Here is a 14,664-nt window from a genome sequence, read left to right as displayed (position 1 = left end):
TTAACTAAGCCTCAGATCCGCAGCGGATCCCGCAGATTCTGGATCGGCTGGCGCAGCGGAACGGGTTGGCCCGTTGGGCTTGTGCCAGTGCAGGCCAATCAGCGCGTCGTACAAAAAGCTCCAAAACTCCCCTCTCTCCCAGATCCCCAGCGTTTGCTGGCAGTTACGCGCGTCCAGCTCAGGTTTGGCCGCCCAGTAGGCCGCCTGATACTTGTACCAGGGAACCGAGGGCCAGAGATGGTGGATCAAGTGATAGTTTTGCCCCAGCAGCAGAATATTGGTCAGCCAGCCAGGGTAAACCCTGGCGTTGTACCACCGCTCTTGGGATTGAAAAGGGCGATGGGGCAGATAGTCGAAAAACAGGCCCAACAAGAAGCCCATAATAAAGGCGGGGGGCAGCCAATAGTTCATGATGTAGTCGGTGTAGCCAAAGTGAATGGCCAGCGCAAACGTTAGGATCACCACCAGCCGACTCAGCCCCCATTGCAGCAGATCCCAGCGACCTTTGCGCCAGAGCTGCCGCTTGAAGAAAAACACCTCATGGTAGAAAAAGCGCGGCGCAATTAGCCACAGCGGCCCGCCCGTAGACACATAGTGATCGGGATCGTCTTCGGGATGGTTGACGTGGGCATGGTGTTGCATGTGCACCCGCTTAAAGACCGGATAGACAAAGCCCTGTAACAGGGCAGAGCCATGGCCCAGCGCCTCGTTTAAAAAGCGGTTGCGGTGGGCCGAGCCGTGCGAGGCATCGTGGATCACTGTGCCCAGAACATACAGGGCGACAAAATTCAGCCAAAACACCAGCCAGCGGGGCCAATGCCAGAAGGCGTACCCGCCAAAGCAAGAGGCCGAAAGCGCCACCGCCGCCAAAAACATCAGCAGGGTGGGATTCCAAAATTCTGGCGGCGGCCCCAACAGCTCACGGGGTAACGCAAAAGGCTTGGGATCCGGTTGCGGAGTCGCAGCAGCAGTCATCGGCAGCCATCCTTGGGTGTGCACAGCGCAGACGGTGAGGATGGATTAAGGCAACAAAGCCAGGTCATCACCTCAAAAGCGGGGGAAGAGAACAATTTGTTAACTTTCGTTAGTATACGGCAGAGAGCTGCTCCCCTCGTTGGCCCAGGCCGGATTTTTCTTGCCAACTCCAGCCCGTCTCGACCGTTCCCGGCGAGGGGTAGATCGGCCATGAGGCCAGAAGAAGCCACAGTGTGAGGTTTTGTTGCGGCCTCTGTTGCAATTCATGTGGGGATCCCTTTGGGAGTTGCGGAATGGGGGTAATCTAGGGGGCGGTTAACCTGAGCTGAGGAGGAAAACCATGCTGCCCATTGTTGCGCCGTTGGCTATGACTGCCCAAACCAGCCCTTGGTCTCCCCTGAGCGCGGTGATTATCCTGCTCTGCACAGGGCTGGCCTACCTAAGCTTCAAGTCCTCTTCGGGTGTGGCTTCAGAAACCGGGCCTGTGTTGGGGATGACCTGGCCGGAAGTGCTGGGGGTCGCCAGCTTCGGCCATCTGCTGGGCGTGGGGGTGATCTTGGGCCTCTCCAATATGGGGGTTCTCTGAGGCATTTTCCGTTTACATTTCTTGACCTTAGCGGGAATCTCCGCCCGGCAATGTTAAACTCTCTATCAATCCTGAAAAAGAGCAGTTTCTCCAGCTCCACTTCCTTCTTGTCGAGGTTTGTTGTCATGCCTGCGATGATGCTCCTGGCGGCTTTGCCAGAAGGCTATGAGTTGTTCGATCCCCTGATCGACATTTTGCCGATTATCCCCGTTTTGTTTTTCCTGCTGGCTTTTGTTTGGCAGGCGGCGGTGGGCTTTAAGTGAAGCCCTCGGAATCTGCGATTGGCAACTACGGACTTTGGGACTGCTTTTGCTTACCCCTCTTGTTCTGGCGGGGGGATAGTTTTAGTTGGGGCAGGTTTGGGGCAGGCCGCTGCGCCGCAGGCCTGATTCTCTGCCTTGCAAAGCTGAGACTGGCTGGCTGGGGTTCAGGGCTCGCGGTCGAGGGCGCCGGTAATCCAGAGCACCCCTGCCAAGCAGACGAAGTGGGCAAAGGTAACGTTGATATTGGCAGCCAGCAGCAGCACTCCTGCCGTCTGGGTGCTCAGCGTGCGGGTAAACAGCCGCACCAGCAGCTCTCCCACCTGCGCCTCCATAGCGATGAGGGCCAAGAAAGCGCCGGTCAGGCTGACATAGGTAACCCATTGCAACTGCTTGGGCAGATCCAACTGGCTTGGGGTAGCGGCGGATACTGAGCGGCGCTCCGCCTGGAGCAGGTAGCGCCAGTTAAAGAAGAGACCGGCTGCCAGGGTTAGAAGGGTAAACAGGGTAAACCAGAAGGCGATAAAGGCCCCCGTCGAGTCGTCGCGATAGAGGGTATTCTGGCCAACCAAAAATCCCAGCCAGAGCAGCAGAGCTGTTGCCCCCAGAACCGCCTGAAACCAGAACCCGAAGCGGCGCGTCAGGCGCAAGCGAGACTTCATGCGCTCGACAGCCACCCGTACTGACGGCGACATAGGCTCGTTCATCGCTCTCCCCCCGCTCTCTACGGACGAGCACTGACCTCCGCTTCCAGCCTACCGCTATCTTCCGTCCTCCGTCACATCCAGGCCAAAGCGCTGCAGGGGATCCAAGGGGGGTTAGGGTTTGGGGCTAGGGCTCACGCTGGGATCCCCGCTTTGCAGGCGCAGGATTTCGGCTTCGATGCGATGTCGGAGGGTTTTGCCTTCTTCGGAGCGAATCCACAAGGTAATGCGGTTGTATTCGGGCACGGTCATGCCGTGGCGGGTGATGATCTCGGTGGCGGTGCGAATGAACTCCCGCCGGATTTGATCTTTGCTGGCCGGATCCGCGGTGGCCTGGGAGCGCTGCTGGGCCTGTTGTCGGTGGGGCTCCATCTCCAGGACGATGCGGGCGTACTTGGCGACCTGTTCATCGGTCAAAACCAGAGAGGTGGCCGGGGTTTGGGCTACGGCAAGGGAAATGCCCAAGACAGGGATCCAAGTACAGGCCCAGATCAGGCCCACCAGCCCTTTTTGGGCCAAGTTGGGCATGGAGAATGCTGTCCACCGTCTCCGACTTGCTTGACCTGACACCGCTGCTATCTCCCCACCCGATAACTGGTCTTCAACAGGGTTGCTGGCGCTTTTGGGATCCTCCCTACTTTGGTGTAGCTCTCGCCTTTACCCAGCTTCAACCCACTCCGGGTATAGGCTCTGATGCTATCTGTTTTTCCCGGCAAAAGGCCAGGGATCCCAGAGCCTGCTTTTTATTTGACCGAAAAGCGGCCTTGAGGTTCCTGGTGCGGCCTTTCCATCTCTTTCCTGCCCATCTCGACGGCCCAGGGGGAGTGGCCTCTGGGATAATGGGGGTAGATGCTCGTTGTTGCCTCTATGAACTTGGAACGTCGCCCGGTTTTCCCGTTTACCGCCATTGTCGGCCAGGAGGAGATGAAGTTGGCCCTGCTCCTCAACGTCATCGATCCCCGCATCGGCGGGGTGCTAATCATGGGGGATCGCGGCACGGGCAAGTCCACCACCATCCGCGCCTTGGCCGATCTGCTGCCCCAGATCGAGGTTGTCAAGGGGGATCCGTTCAACAGCCACCCGCGGCAGCGGGATCTGATGAGCGACCAGGTGTGGGAGCGCCTGCAGGCGGGGGAAACCCTGGAAACCACCTGGATCCAGGTGCCGATGGTGGATCTGCCCCTGGGAGCCACGGAAGACCGGGTCTGCGGCACTCTCGACATCGAGCGCGCCTTGTCTCAGGGGGTGAAGGCTTTTGAGCCGGGGCTCTTGGCCAAGGCCAACCGCGGCATCCTCTACGTGGACGAGGTCAACCTCCTGGACGACCACCTGGTGGATGTCTTGCTGGATGCGGCGGCCTCTGGCTGGAACACGGTGGAGCGGGAAGGGATTTCCATTCGCCACCCGGCCCGCTTTGTCCTGGTGGGATCCGGCAACCCTGAAGAGGGAGAATTGCGGCCCCAACTCTTGGATCGCTTCGGCATGTTTGTCCGCATCGAGACGGTGCGGGATCCGGCCCTGCGAGTGCAGATCGTGGAGGAGCGCAGCCAGTTCGACGCCGACCCCCAGGCTTTTCTGGCCAAATACGCCGAGGCCCAGCAGCGCCTGCGGGAGCGCATTGAAAAGGCCCAGCACCTCTTGCCGACTGTGATGGTGGATCCTGAGTTGCGCCTGAAGATCTCCGGCGTGTGTGCGGCGCTGGAGGTGGATGGGCTGCGGGGCGATATCGTCACCAACCGGGCAGCCAAGGCGTTGGCAGCTCTGGAGGGGCGCAGCGAGGTCACCGTTGCCGATATTCGCCGGGTCATCAGCTTGTGTTTGCGCCACCGCCTGCGCAAGGATCCGCTGGAAACCATCGACTCCGGCTACAAGGTCGAGAAGGCCTTTAGCGAGGTGTTTCAGGTGAGCCTGGAGAGCGCCGCTTAGCTCTCACCCCCAGCCCCTCTCCCCCTGGGAGAGGGGAGCTAGGCAAATAGGGCTTCCAGTTTGTCGGCGATGGCGGCAACCCAGGCCCGCTCCTGGCGGCTGAAGCTGCGCGGCCTGTCGCTGCCCAAAATGAGGCATCCCCTCTGGCCGATGGGCTGGCAGAGAACTGCCTGGGATCCGGGGGGCAACAGGCCGTCGAACTCGGCGCGGGCGGGGAAAAATCTCAGATCCCCCAGGTAGAGGGGCTGACGTGTCTCCAATACCTGCTGCAGGGTGCCCTGAAGCTGCAGGGAGGGCAAGTGGCCGGGGCTGGCCAGGATCCCCCGCTGCAGCAGGGTGCGCCCCTCCACCCAGATCACCACGGTGCGGGCGGCGGTGGTGCTGAGCAGGGTGTGGGAAGCCCAGGCCAGCTCCAGTTTTTCCCTCTCGGACAGATCCGGGTGCCAGTCGCAACCTGGACTTCCCTGCAGGGGGGCAGCCTGGGGAGGACGCGGCTGGATCTGCTGCCACAGCAGGCCGGTCAAGATCAAAACAGCGCTGAGGAGGATCCCCAAGGCGTCGGAGCGGGACTGGCTGGCCAGCAACTCCGGCGTAAACAGCAGGCGATTGGCCAGCACAAGGACGCTGCCCAGAAGGCCGGTCACCAAAGGCAGCCGCCTCAGCCAGCGATTGGGATCCCGGGAAGCCGGAGTGGATTTAACCCTCAAAGCAGGCAGACGTCTCTCAGAGTGCCCAGTAAACCCAGTCTAGAGCTATCCAAGGCGTCAGAGGCGGCTCCAGATGCCGAGGCGCTCTTGGCGGGCTCTTTTTTGCAGGCCACCGAAGTAGCTGTCGTATTTGATGTTGTGGCTGTAGGGAGCGATGCGGGCCAGGCCGTTGCGCACCAGCATAGCGTTCATCTGCTGGCCCTCCAGCCAGACGTAGGCCTCCACCAAGCCGGTGGCATCCACATTGCGCAGCAGCTTATCCCCTTCCAGCTTGACGGTGCGGTGCAGGATGCGCTCCCGCATCAGCTCAATTGCTTGCTGGTAAAAGGGATCCTCCTCCGGGCTAAGACCTTGGATCCCGGCCAGGCGGATGAGGCGCAATTTCTGTTCCCCTTCGACCTGCACCACCAGCGTGTCACCGTTGACCACGCTCACCACCACTGCATCCGGGTAGCGATCAAAGTAGTGGTTGTCGAAGTAGAAGGGGGTATCGGGCACAACCCGCCGCTCCCCAAAGCCGTGGCCGGGCAGGGCCAAGAGCCATCCCAACACCGCAGAGCCAACAGCAATACGCCGGAACATGTCTTTCCCCCTTGCGGATAGCGGCTCCCCTCCCCCAGGGAGCGTTTGTCGGCAACACCTAAGGCGTAATGGTAGCGGCAACTGCCTGGAAGACAACCCCTTGCCAGGGATCCGATGGCCGGTTTGGGAGATGGGGATTCCTACTATGGGTGGGGGTTCTGGGCGAGAAACTCCCGATCCAAGGATAGGGGAGCAACCGGCTGGGTGAGCGTAAACTGACCGCTTACAATCCATTGTTTGAGGATCTCAGCAACTTGCATCGAGCGGCGCAGGCTGGCCAGGGGAGCGGTGCGCACCTTGCGGCCGTTGAGGGTGATGTGGCCGGATTTGAGCTGGGCATAGCTCACCAGGCCAAAGGTGGGGCGCACCCGCCGGGGGATGGAAAAGTCGATCACCGGCGCCACCAGCTCCTCATCCCGGATGGCGATGGGCTCCAGATCGGCGGGGGAAAGGATGGGGATGGGGATCCCAACCCCCAACATCAAGCTGGGGCCGTAGTTGCGGAAGTAGCAGCCCCGCACCCATTCGGCTTGCATCTGTTTGGCGTCGCCAATGAGGGCCAAGGTGGCGGCAGGGCCGATGGGGGTTTGGTTGGGCAGCCGTTTTTGCCGCGGGAAGTGTTGGGTGCCTTCCCAGGCGATGTAGCCGATGCCGCCCCCCAGAAAGATGCGGCTGCCGATCCCCACCCGGCGCAGGAGGGGGTCGTTGAGGAGGGGGGAGAGCTCACCTGGATTGGAATAGACGGCATTGCCCAGGTGCGGCTCCAGCAGGCCCAAATAGGTGTACAGGGGCCGATCCCCGCCGTTGACGCCGACAATGAAGTTTTGGTAGGCGTTGCGGGGGTTGAACAGGTAGAACTGGTTGAGCTGATCCCGCGTCAGGGTGGTCTCGTAGTCAGCGCGGGGATAGCAGTCGGTTACCTGGCCAACAGCCCGCAGGTGCACCCGCTTGCCGGCCACCAGATCGGCGATAACGTGGCCGCCCCCGTAGGGGTGATCGGCTTGCTCGCTGGGCTGGGCTGCCCCTAGGTAAAGATCCACGGCGCCAAAGCCGGCATAGGCGGGCACCCCATTTAGCCAAGCCTGGCGAATCTTGATCGGCGGATCCGTATGGCCCAGGTTGAGGATGGCCCCCGACGACTCCATCGGCTCAAAGGTGCCCGTGGTTACCACATCCACCTGCTCAAAGGCCTCCTCAAGGCTGAGGGTGGCCAGCTTGGCCTTGGCTTCCAGGGCCGTCCACACCCGCACCTGGCCTTTGGCAATGCGCCGGTTAATTTCTTCTAGAGTTCTTTCCATCGCCTTCAAAAGATGGCAAGGGTCTGGGCAGATCTCCCTCCCAGAGGGGCCACAGCGCCAATCAATATCAATAGCTTAGAGAGCCCAAAGGCGCTCGAGGGGGGAGGGTTGCCGTCGGCTGAGAGGGGGATCTTTCAGTACCCTTTCAGAGCTAGGTTGGGCATTTGCAGGGCGGCTTCCACCCGTTGCACCTGGGTTTTGAAGCTGCCATCCTGCTCCAGCCATATCTGCCTCAGGGCCGGGGGGATCACGTCCAGGCTAAACCGAGAGCTTTTGGGGCGAAATTGCACACAGGTGGAGGGACAGGCAAAGTAATCGACCCCCTGCCGGCGGCGGTGCAGGTCTTGGTGGATGTGGCCGAAGATCACCAGGCGAATGTGGTCGAACTCGTCCAAAACCTGAAACAGCCGCTCCGGCTGCTGCAGGGCACTCTGATCCAGCCAGTCGGAATCCACCGAGAAGGGGGGGTGATGCAGGGCCAAGAGAACATGGTTCTGGGCAGCCTGGCTGCGCTGCAGCTCCTGGCGGAGCCACAGCAAGGCGCCATCCGTTAGGTAGCCGCTGTCTTTGCCCGGCACCAGAGAGTTCAACAAAATAAAGCTCCAGTTCTCTCGGCTGAAGCTTTTCTCCCGGTGTACTCGCTCGGCGCAGAGCTCTGAGTTCATGTTATGAAGGCGATCGTGGTTTCCCGCCAGCCAATAGGTGTCGATGGGAAGAGCTCGCAGATGCTCCCGCAAACGGGCATAGGCGGCGGCGCTGCCATCCTGGGCGAGATCCCCGGTGAGCAGCAGCAGATCGGGCAAGGGATCCAAGGCGGCAATGGCCTTTTGCACCTGCAGGAAAGAGGTCTCCGTGTCCACCCCCAACAGCCGCTGGTGCGGCTTGGCAAACAGATGCAGGTCGCTGATCTGAACCACGTATACGGTCATAGACCAGACTGAAGGGGGATAGAAGCCCATCTCTGCAGATTTAAAACATTACCGTTTTAGCAGCAGATGTCTCGCCTGGGATCTGAAGAGCCAAATCGATCTCAATTGGTACAACCTTTATATGGATTGGGCATTGATGCGATTTCTGCAATCAGGCCTGCCTTGGCTGAGGCTTCCTAGAGCAGCTAAGATTCTCAAAAAATCTTGGAGAAAAGTCTTAAGAGACATTCAAAGAATGGCCCACATTCCTGAAGGCAGCCTGCACCTGCGGCCAGCGGGATTCTTGGGTGGAGGCAGTCAGAGTATAGAGGCGATGGTGGCGCACGGTTACCGTCACTACCTCGTGGCGGAGCTGGGATCCGATATCGGTTTGGTACTCAAACAGGTAGTAGGGCCGGCCTTGCCGCTCAAAAGCTTCGGCGGCCAACAGCTTGGTCGAGCGACCAGAGCCTTCCGGGGCGATGATCTTCTCCGCCACCAATTGCCCCACCTCGTCCGGGCCACCCAGATCGGCAATCGTCTCTCCCTTATCAAAGGGGGCAATCATCAGGCTGACGTTCTCCGTCTCGTAGACCAAGTCGCGCAGAAGCACCGCTGGCCCTTTCCCTGGCCCCAAGTTCACTGCCACCATGCCGTTGGGATAGGCAAAGGCAAAGGCTCCGCCAGGATCCCTGTAGGCGCGCAAGTTAGAGCCTGCGGAGCAGGCACCGGTGAGCAAGCTGAGGCAAACACAGAGCAGTAACAACACCCCAGAGAGCCGCTGTCCGAATCGGGCAAGATGCCCACCTTGTGCTGCTGACATGCCGGGATCCTCCGCTCAGATTGGTTACCCATCTCAATCATCCTAATATGGGCGCCTCCTCTCGAACCAGCGAAAAAAAGACCCTAGAAGTTCTTCAGCGGGATCCGTTCTGGTAGTGGCGGGAGCGCAACACCAGCACATCCGAGAGCTGGCGCAATTGACTCTGAACTTGGTCGAGCTGTTTTTTGTCCCGCACATCAATACAGAGATCGATCAGAGCCGTACGGTTGGCAAAGGTCTGCACCCTGGCATTGCGCACATTAATGCTCTGATCCGAAAGACGGGAAAGGATGTCCCGCAGCACGCCAACGCGGTCAATGACCTCCAGGCGCAGTTCCACAGGGTAGATCTGGGTGCTCTGCCGTAATTGCTCCTCGTTCCAGCGCACCGGCACCAGCCGCTCCCCCGGAACCTGAGCCACCCGCGGACAATCGCGATGATGAATGGTGATACCCTTGAAGCGGGTAACCACGCCCAGGATGGGATCCCCTGGCAGCGGGTTGCAACATTTGGCCAACTGGTGTTTCAGACCCTCCACCCCCAGGATGGGAGATTGGGATCGGCTGGAACCTCGGCTCCCATTGGCCCGCGGCAGCAGCAGCTTGGCTTCCTCAAGGGATCCCTCCTCTGGCGGGGGAGAGACTGCCGGCTTGCTCACCTCCTGCAGCCGATGGAGCACCTGCGTGGGGGTGACCTCTCCATAGCCCAGCGCCGCCAGCAGGTCGTCCACGCTGGTGTAGTTGAGCTTCTCGGCCACCTTTTGCATCCGCTCCGACTTGAGCAGCGCATCGAACCCCGTTTTGCCCAGCTCCCGCTCCAGCAAGTCCCGGCCCCGGGCGATGTTTTGCTCGCGATTGCAGCGCTTAAACCATTGGCGAATGCGGTTGCGGGCCGAGCTGGTGGCTACAAAATTGATCCAGTCCAGGCTGGGGTGGGCGTTCTTGTGGGTGATGATTTGGACAATGTCGCCATTGCGCAGGCGGGTATTCAAGGGCACGATCTTGTTGTTCACCCGCGCCCCGGCACAGTGATCCCCAATTTCAGAGTGAATGCGATAGGCAAAGTCCACCGGGCAGGATCCCTGGGGCAGGGCCAGCAAGTCTCCTTTGGGCGTAAAGACGTAAACCTCGCTCTCAAATAGGTTCTCGCGAATGGTGTCCAGGTATTCTTTGTCGTCCTTGAGGTCGTTTTGCCACTCCAACAGTTGCCGCAGCCAGGTAAAGCGCTCTTCCTCGGGCTTTACGGGGGTGCTGCCGGCTTCTTTGTACTTCCAGTGGGCGGCAATGCCGTATTCGGCCACGCGGTGCATCTCTTCGGTGCGGATCTGCACCTCCACCGGTCGGCCCTGTAGGCCGATCACAGCCGTATGCAAAGATTGGTAGCGGTTGGCCTTGGGCAAGCCAATGTAGTCTTTGAAACGACCCGGAATGGGGCGAAAACAGTTGTGAACGACCGCCAGCACCCGGTAGCATTCGCTCACGGTTTGCACGATAACCCGCACGGCCAGGAGATCGTAGATCTCGTGAAATTCTTTGCGCTGCTGCTGCATCTTGCGGTAGATGCCGTACAGGTGCTTGGGCCGCCCGCTAATCTCAAAGTGCTCTAGCCCCCCTTGAATGAGGTGCTTCCGCAGCTCTTCAATAAACGCTTGGATCTCTGCCTCTCGCTCGCTACGCTTGGCGTTGACCAGCTCTTGAATCTGGCGATAGGCTTCGTAGTCCAGGTACTTAAAGGCCAAGTCTTCCAGTTCCCACTTGAAATGCCAGATCCCCAGCCGGTTGGCCAAGGGGGCGAAGATCTCCATAGTTTCGGCTGCAATCTGTTTTTGCTTGTGGGGGGGCAGATATTGCAGCGTGCGCATGTTGTGCAAGCGATCCGCCAACTTGACCACAATGACCCGGATATCCTTGGCCATGGCCACAAACATGCGGCGGAAGTTTTCTGCTTGCTGCTCCGTTTTGCTGGAGAAATTAAACTGAGAAAGCTTGGTTACCCCCTCCACCAGCAGGCGAACCTCAGGGCCAAATTCGGCCTCTAGGGCCTCCAGGGTAACTTCCGTATCTTCGACAACATCGTGCAGAAGGCCAGCAGCTACGGTAACGGCGTCACCCCCCAACTCCCGCAACAGGCTGGCCACGGCCACCGGATGGGCGATGTAGGGATCCCCTGATTTCCGCTTTTGGCCCTTGTGCAAACAGTAGGCAAACTCGAAGGCCCGGCGCAGCAAATCTGCCTCTTCCGCCGTGTAGGATCGCAGCCCATCGCCGAGATCTTCAGCGCCAGAAAGCAAAGCACGCAGCCACCGTGGCACCTCAAAATCGAGGTTGTTTAGGTCAAAGCCTCCTTCTAAGCTGGCGGCAACAGCAGGCTGACCCATGGGAATCTAGCAAGGAGGATGGTCTACTCCCTGGAGTTTCTTACAGCCTATCCCCAACTTGACTCGTCCGCAGGCAGGTTAAAGGCAAAAAGCGCTGCGAAAAACTTCAGGGAAAAATCTGGCGCAGTGTTAGTATTCTAGTTCCATCGTATCACTCACTCTGCCGCATCTCGTAGCAACATATACAGACAGATGAAGCTAGCCTCTTGCTGGGGGGCTAGAGGTGGGAGGAAGTTGCAAAGCTAGAGGCCCTAGCCACCCCTTGCGGTAGTCGTTGAGGATTTGCCTTGCCGCTCGCTCGGTATCGCCTTGGTAGCGCCGTTGGGCCAGCTCCTGGACTGCCACGCTGCCAGGGGGGATTGGATCGAGCCAGCCGTAGCGCTGTTGCAGCAGGGCTTGGGCCTGGGGCTGCACCTGCAGCAGTTGATCCACAAAGTAGGCCGCTACGCGCTCGGGGTCGTAGGCGGCAGCGCCAATGTCATCGCAGATGGCTAGCAGCGTGGCTGCCCGCTGATCCGGCAGCGAAGGCGGGAGGATGCCCGGCGAGTCCAGCAAATCCAACTCCCCCCCTAGCCGTACCCACTGCAGTTGCCGGGTTACCCCAGGGCGCGCAGCGCTCTCGACGGCTCGCCGTCCCAAAAGTCGATTCAACAAGGCAGACTTGCCCACATTGGGAAAACCCACCACCACGGCCCGGACAGCCCGCGGCCGCATGCCCCGCCGTTGCCGCCGCTCGTTTACCGCTTGCCCCATCTGTAAGATGGCTTGCTTGAGGCGGGGCACCCCTTCTCCCGATTGACCGTTGGTGGGATAGACCGGGATCCCTTGCTGCGAAAAATGCTCCTGCCACGCTTTGAGATCCCTTGCCGCAATGGAATCGGCTCGGTTAAGCGCCAAGAGGCGAGGTTTTTCCCCCAGCCACTTGTCCAGCTCAGGGTGACGGCTGGCCAGCGGGATCCGCGCGTCCACCACTTCAATTGCCACGTCCACCAGCCGCAATTGTTCCCGCAACTGGCCAATGGCCTTGGCCACATGGCCGGGATACCACTGGATGGGCGGAGAGCTCATGCCGCCAAAACCTTGGAAAAGCTCGACGGCTACGCAAACAAGGACAGGATCTACTTTAGCCTGCCCAGCCCGCTCCTTCCCAATCCCAGGGCGAGTAAAAAATAATACAGTATAGGTGTGACTAGGATCCCTTGCCAGGACAAGCTAACGTTAAGGGATGTAACAACGAAGGAGAGACAATGGTCAAGCGGGTGCGGTTGGATCCCATTGCTCAGGTGTCGGAAGTGGCCACCAACAGCAACTTGCTCTCGGTGCTGTTGCGGGAAGAGCTGAATGTCTTGAAAGAGTGCGGCGGGCGCGGCCTCTGCGCCACCTGTCATGTGTATGTAAAAGAGGGGATGGAATCGCTCTCGGCCATGACCCCCCGGGAGCAGCGCACCTTGGAGGTGATCACCACTCGTAAGACCAATTCCCGCCTAGCTTGTCAAGCGCGGGTTCTGGGGGAAGGGGTGGTGGTGGAGTTGCCGGTGGGGATGTACATCAACGCTTTTAAGGATATCGAGGTGTTGATTGGGCGGCGGGCGGAGCAGCCCCTTTTGCACCCAGTAACTGGCGCCGTTTTGGTGCAAGCGGGCAAGCTGATTACGCGCTCGGTGCTGGAGTCGGTGAAGAATTTGGATCTGGATATCCAAGAGGCCTTGGCCCTCAGCAGCCGAGATTTTTAGCCATTTGAGGGAAGCTCTTCGCGCTAGTTCAGCTAGAAACCGCAGCAGCCCCGCACCGTACCCCCCTCAATCCCCCCGCCCCCCTGCCCCCCGTATACGGGGGGTTGGGGGGAAGGGGGGCGGTCGGAGCCGGGTAGTTTACTCTGCTAGCAAGTCCTTATGAACCCTGTGTTTCTTGGGATCGACCTGGGTACTTCGGGGATGCGGGTGGTGGCCCTCTCGGAGGCAGGCGAGATAGTGGGCAAAAGCGAGCGCTCCTGGGATCCCCCAGAAACCAACCCGGGCCGCTGGCTGCGCACCCTGAAGACGCTGCTGGCACACCTGAAGACCCAACTGGGGGATCGCTACGCCATCGTTGCCCTCAGTGCCTGTAGCACCTCTGGCACGGTTTTGCCGGTAGACGGGCGGGGCATGCCGCTGGATCAGGCCTGGCTGTATTCCGACCTGCGGGGACAGGCCCAGGCCCGGCGCTTGGGGATCCCGGCCAGTTGGGGGCTCAGCCGCTGGCTGTGGTGGGCAGAAGCCCATCCTGATCAATACCGGGACAGCTACCTGGCCCACCCGGCGGACTTTCTCCTGAGCCAACTGGGAGGCCGCCGGCGGGTAACCGATCACACCCATGCCCTAAAAAGCGGCTTCGACCTGGAAACCTACACGTGGCCGCGGGAGTGGCTGTCTCGCCATGGCCTCGACCCCAAGCGCTTTCCTGAGGTGGTGGCGCCAGGAACGGTTCTGGGAACGGTGCGGGCGGAGTGGGAGCTGGGGCCAGAGGTGCTGATTGCTGCCGGGATCACCGATGGCTGCGCCGGACAGTTGGCCGCAGGGGCTACTCGCTTGGGGCAGGTTGCCACCAGCCTGGGCACAACCCTCATCTTCAAGGCCAACAGTGCTGTTCGCGTGAGCGGGACGGAGTCCTATCCCGTGCAAACGCAAAGCCTCTACTCCCATCTGCACCCCGACCGAACCAGTTGGTGGCCAGGAGCAGCCTCCTTCTGCGGCGGCGGGGTCTTGCCCCACTTCTTCCCCGGCGGCAACTTTGCTGCCCTGGATCGGCAGGCGGAAGCCCATCTGCCCACGGGCTTGGTCAGCTATCCCCTCTGCCGACCCGGCGAGCGTTTTCCCATCCTGGATAGTGAATTTGCCGGCTTCTTGCCCCAGGCGGAAGTGGGATCCCCTCGCTTCTATGCAGCTCTCTTGGAAGGGGTGGCAATGGTGGAGCGGCTGGGGCTGGAGACCTTGGCCGCCCACGGGATCCCCATAGAGGGAACGCTGTTGACCACCGGCGGCGGCTGCAAAAGCCCTCTGTGGCTGCGCCTGCGCGCCAGCCTCCTTGCCCGCCCCTTAGCAGTGGTCAAGCACCCCGAGGCCGCCGTAGGGGCAGCTGTCCTGGCCGCCTCGGCCTATTGGTGCTGCTCGGTGCAGCAGGCTGCCGATCGGCTGGTGCAGGTGGAACGCCTCATCCAGCCCGATCCCGAGTGGGTCAAGGCCTATACCGAGATCTACTCGGAGTTCCTTAGCCGCCTTCCTAATTTCTGGAGATTCCCTGAAGGGAGAGCCACTAACCCGCTACTCACTGGGTAGCAGGTTTTCTTTTGTTTCCAATTTCTAGGGATCCTCCCGAAGGGGGAACTTGACCAGTGCCCCCTGCTGGGGAAAGGAGGAACATGGTTTCCAATTTCTAGGGATCCCCCCGAAGGGGGAACCGCCTTCTACTTCACACTGGATGGTGGGGTCATCCGTGGTTTCCAATTTCTAGGGATCCCCCCGAAGGGGGAACAGGTTTGT

The 14,664-nt window shown here is 60.3% G+C and carries 15 protein-coding genes; 5 read left to right on the top strand and 10 right to left on the bottom strand.

Going from position 1 to position 14,664, the window contains the following annotated elements; genetic code table 11:
* Complete coding sequence (locus SYN63AY4M2_RS11790; protein ID WP_011430751.1) at positions 1–975, bottom strand: fatty acid desaturase; 975 nt, start codon at positions 973–975, stop codon at positions 1–3.
* Between the two features lie 340 nt (positions 976–1,315).
* On the opposite strand from SYN63AY4M2_RS11790, the gene psaK reads away from it, so the two are divergent.
* The gene (psaK, locus tag SYN63AY4M2_RS11785) at positions 1,316–1,561 is read left to right on the top strand and encodes a photosystem I reaction center subunit PsaK (protein WP_011430752.1); all 246 of its coding nucleotides are present in this window, start codon (positions 1,316–1,318) and stop codon (positions 1,559–1,561) included.
* Between the two features lie 125 nt (positions 1,562–1,686).
* The gene (locus tag SYN63AY4M2_RS11780; protein WP_011430753.1) at positions 1,687–1,824 is read left to right on the top strand and encodes a photosystem II reaction center protein K; all 138 of its coding nucleotides are present in this window, start codon (positions 1,687–1,689) and stop codon (positions 1,822–1,824) included.
* A gap of 164 nt (positions 1,825–1,988) precedes the next feature.
* Here the strand turns inward: SYN63AY4M2_RS11780 and SYN63AY4M2_RS11775 are convergent, their stop codons facing one another.
* Positions 1,989–2,528 (bottom strand): DUF3611 family protein, encoded by a 540-nt coding sequence (locus SYN63AY4M2_RS11775; RefSeq protein ID WP_099813050.1) that lies wholly within the window; start codon positions 2,526–2,528, stop codon positions 1,989–1,991.
* Positions 2,529–2,639: 111 nt separating this feature from the next.
* A complete protein-coding gene (locus SYN63AY4M2_RS11770; protein ID WP_011430755.1) occupies positions 2,640–3,053 on the bottom strand; it encodes a DUF4168 domain-containing protein in 414 nt (137 codons plus the stop codon).
* Positions 3,054–3,392: 339 nt separating this feature from the next.
* On the opposite strand from SYN63AY4M2_RS11770, the gene bchI reads away from it, so the two are divergent.
* The gene (bchI, locus tag SYN63AY4M2_RS11765; RefSeq protein ID WP_011430756.1) at positions 3,393–4,451 is read left to right on the top strand and encodes a magnesium chelatase ATPase subunit I; all 1,059 of its coding nucleotides are present in this window, start codon (positions 3,393–3,395) and stop codon (positions 4,449–4,451) included.
* Between the two features lie 38 nt (positions 4,452–4,489).
* Here the strand turns inward: bchI and SYN63AY4M2_RS11760 are convergent, their stop codons facing one another.
* From SYN63AY4M2_RS11760 to ylqF, 7 genes are all read right to left on the bottom strand, one after another.
* Complete coding sequence (locus tag SYN63AY4M2_RS11760; RefSeq protein WP_011430759.1) at positions 4,490–5,158, bottom strand: cofactor assembly of complex C subunit B; 669 nt, start codon at positions 5,156–5,158, stop codon at positions 4,490–4,492.
* 57 nt (positions 5,159–5,215) lie between these two features.
* Complete coding sequence (locus SYN63AY4M2_RS11755; protein WP_011430760.1) at positions 5,216–5,740, bottom strand: thermonuclease family protein; 525 nt, start codon at positions 5,738–5,740, stop codon at positions 5,216–5,218.
* Between the two features lie 143 nt (positions 5,741–5,883).
* Positions 5,884–7,038: a homocysteine biosynthesis protein gene (locus SYN63AY4M2_RS11750; RefSeq protein WP_011430761.1), complete on the bottom strand. Its 1,155-nt coding sequence runs from the start codon at positions 7,036–7,038 to the stop codon at positions 5,884–5,886.
* 134 nt (positions 7,039–7,172) lie between these two features.
* Positions 7,173–7,967: a 3',5'-cyclic-AMP phosphodiesterase gene (gene cpdA, locus SYN63AY4M2_RS11745; RefSeq protein ID WP_041438436.1), complete on the bottom strand. Its 795-nt coding sequence runs from the start codon at positions 7,965–7,967 to the stop codon at positions 7,173–7,175.
* A 217-nt stretch (positions 7,968–8,184) separates the two neighbouring features.
* The gene (gene psbP / locus SYN63AY4M2_RS11740; protein WP_071813523.1) at positions 8,185–8,769 is read right to left on the bottom strand and encodes a photosystem II reaction center PsbP; all 585 of its coding nucleotides are present in this window, start codon (positions 8,767–8,769) and stop codon (positions 8,185–8,187) included.
* Between the two features lie 94 nt (positions 8,770–8,863).
* A complete protein-coding gene (locus SYN63AY4M2_RS11735; RefSeq protein ID WP_099887399.1) occupies positions 8,864–11,146 on the bottom strand; it encodes a bifunctional (p)ppGpp synthetase/guanosine-3',5'-bis(diphosphate) 3'-pyrophosphohydrolase in 2,283 nt (760 codons plus the stop codon).
* Positions 11,147–11,344: 198 nt separating this feature from the next.
* Positions 11,345–12,214: a ribosome biogenesis GTPase YlqF gene (gene ylqF, locus SYN63AY4M2_RS11730; protein WP_099887398.1), complete on the bottom strand. Its 870-nt coding sequence runs from the start codon at positions 12,212–12,214 to the stop codon at positions 11,345–11,347.
* 179 nt (positions 12,215–12,393) lie between these two features.
* Here ylqF and SYN63AY4M2_RS11725 point away from each other — a divergent pair, with 179 nt between their 5' ends.
* Together SYN63AY4M2_RS11725 and SYN63AY4M2_RS11720 are read left to right on the top strand one after the other, a co-directional pair.
* A complete protein-coding gene (locus tag SYN63AY4M2_RS11725) occupies positions 12,394–12,879 on the top strand; it encodes a 2Fe-2S iron-sulfur cluster-binding protein (RefSeq protein WP_099813046.1) in 486 nt (161 codons plus the stop codon).
* Between the two features lie 159 nt (positions 12,880–13,038).
* Positions 13,039–14,460 (top strand): FGGY-family carbohydrate kinase, encoded by a 1,422-nt coding sequence (locus tag SYN63AY4M2_RS11720; protein WP_099813045.1) that lies wholly within the window; start codon positions 13,039–13,041, stop codon positions 14,458–14,460.
* Positions 14,461–14,664: the final 204 nt, after the last annotated feature.

The organism is Synechococcus sp. 63AY4M2, from assembly GCF_002760475.1.
GTDB lineage: Bacteria > Cyanobacteriota > Cyanobacteriia > Thermostichales > Thermostichaceae > Thermostichus.
Note: the sequence above shows the minus strand (reverse complement) of the source record. Positions and strands in the feature narration are given on the sequence as shown.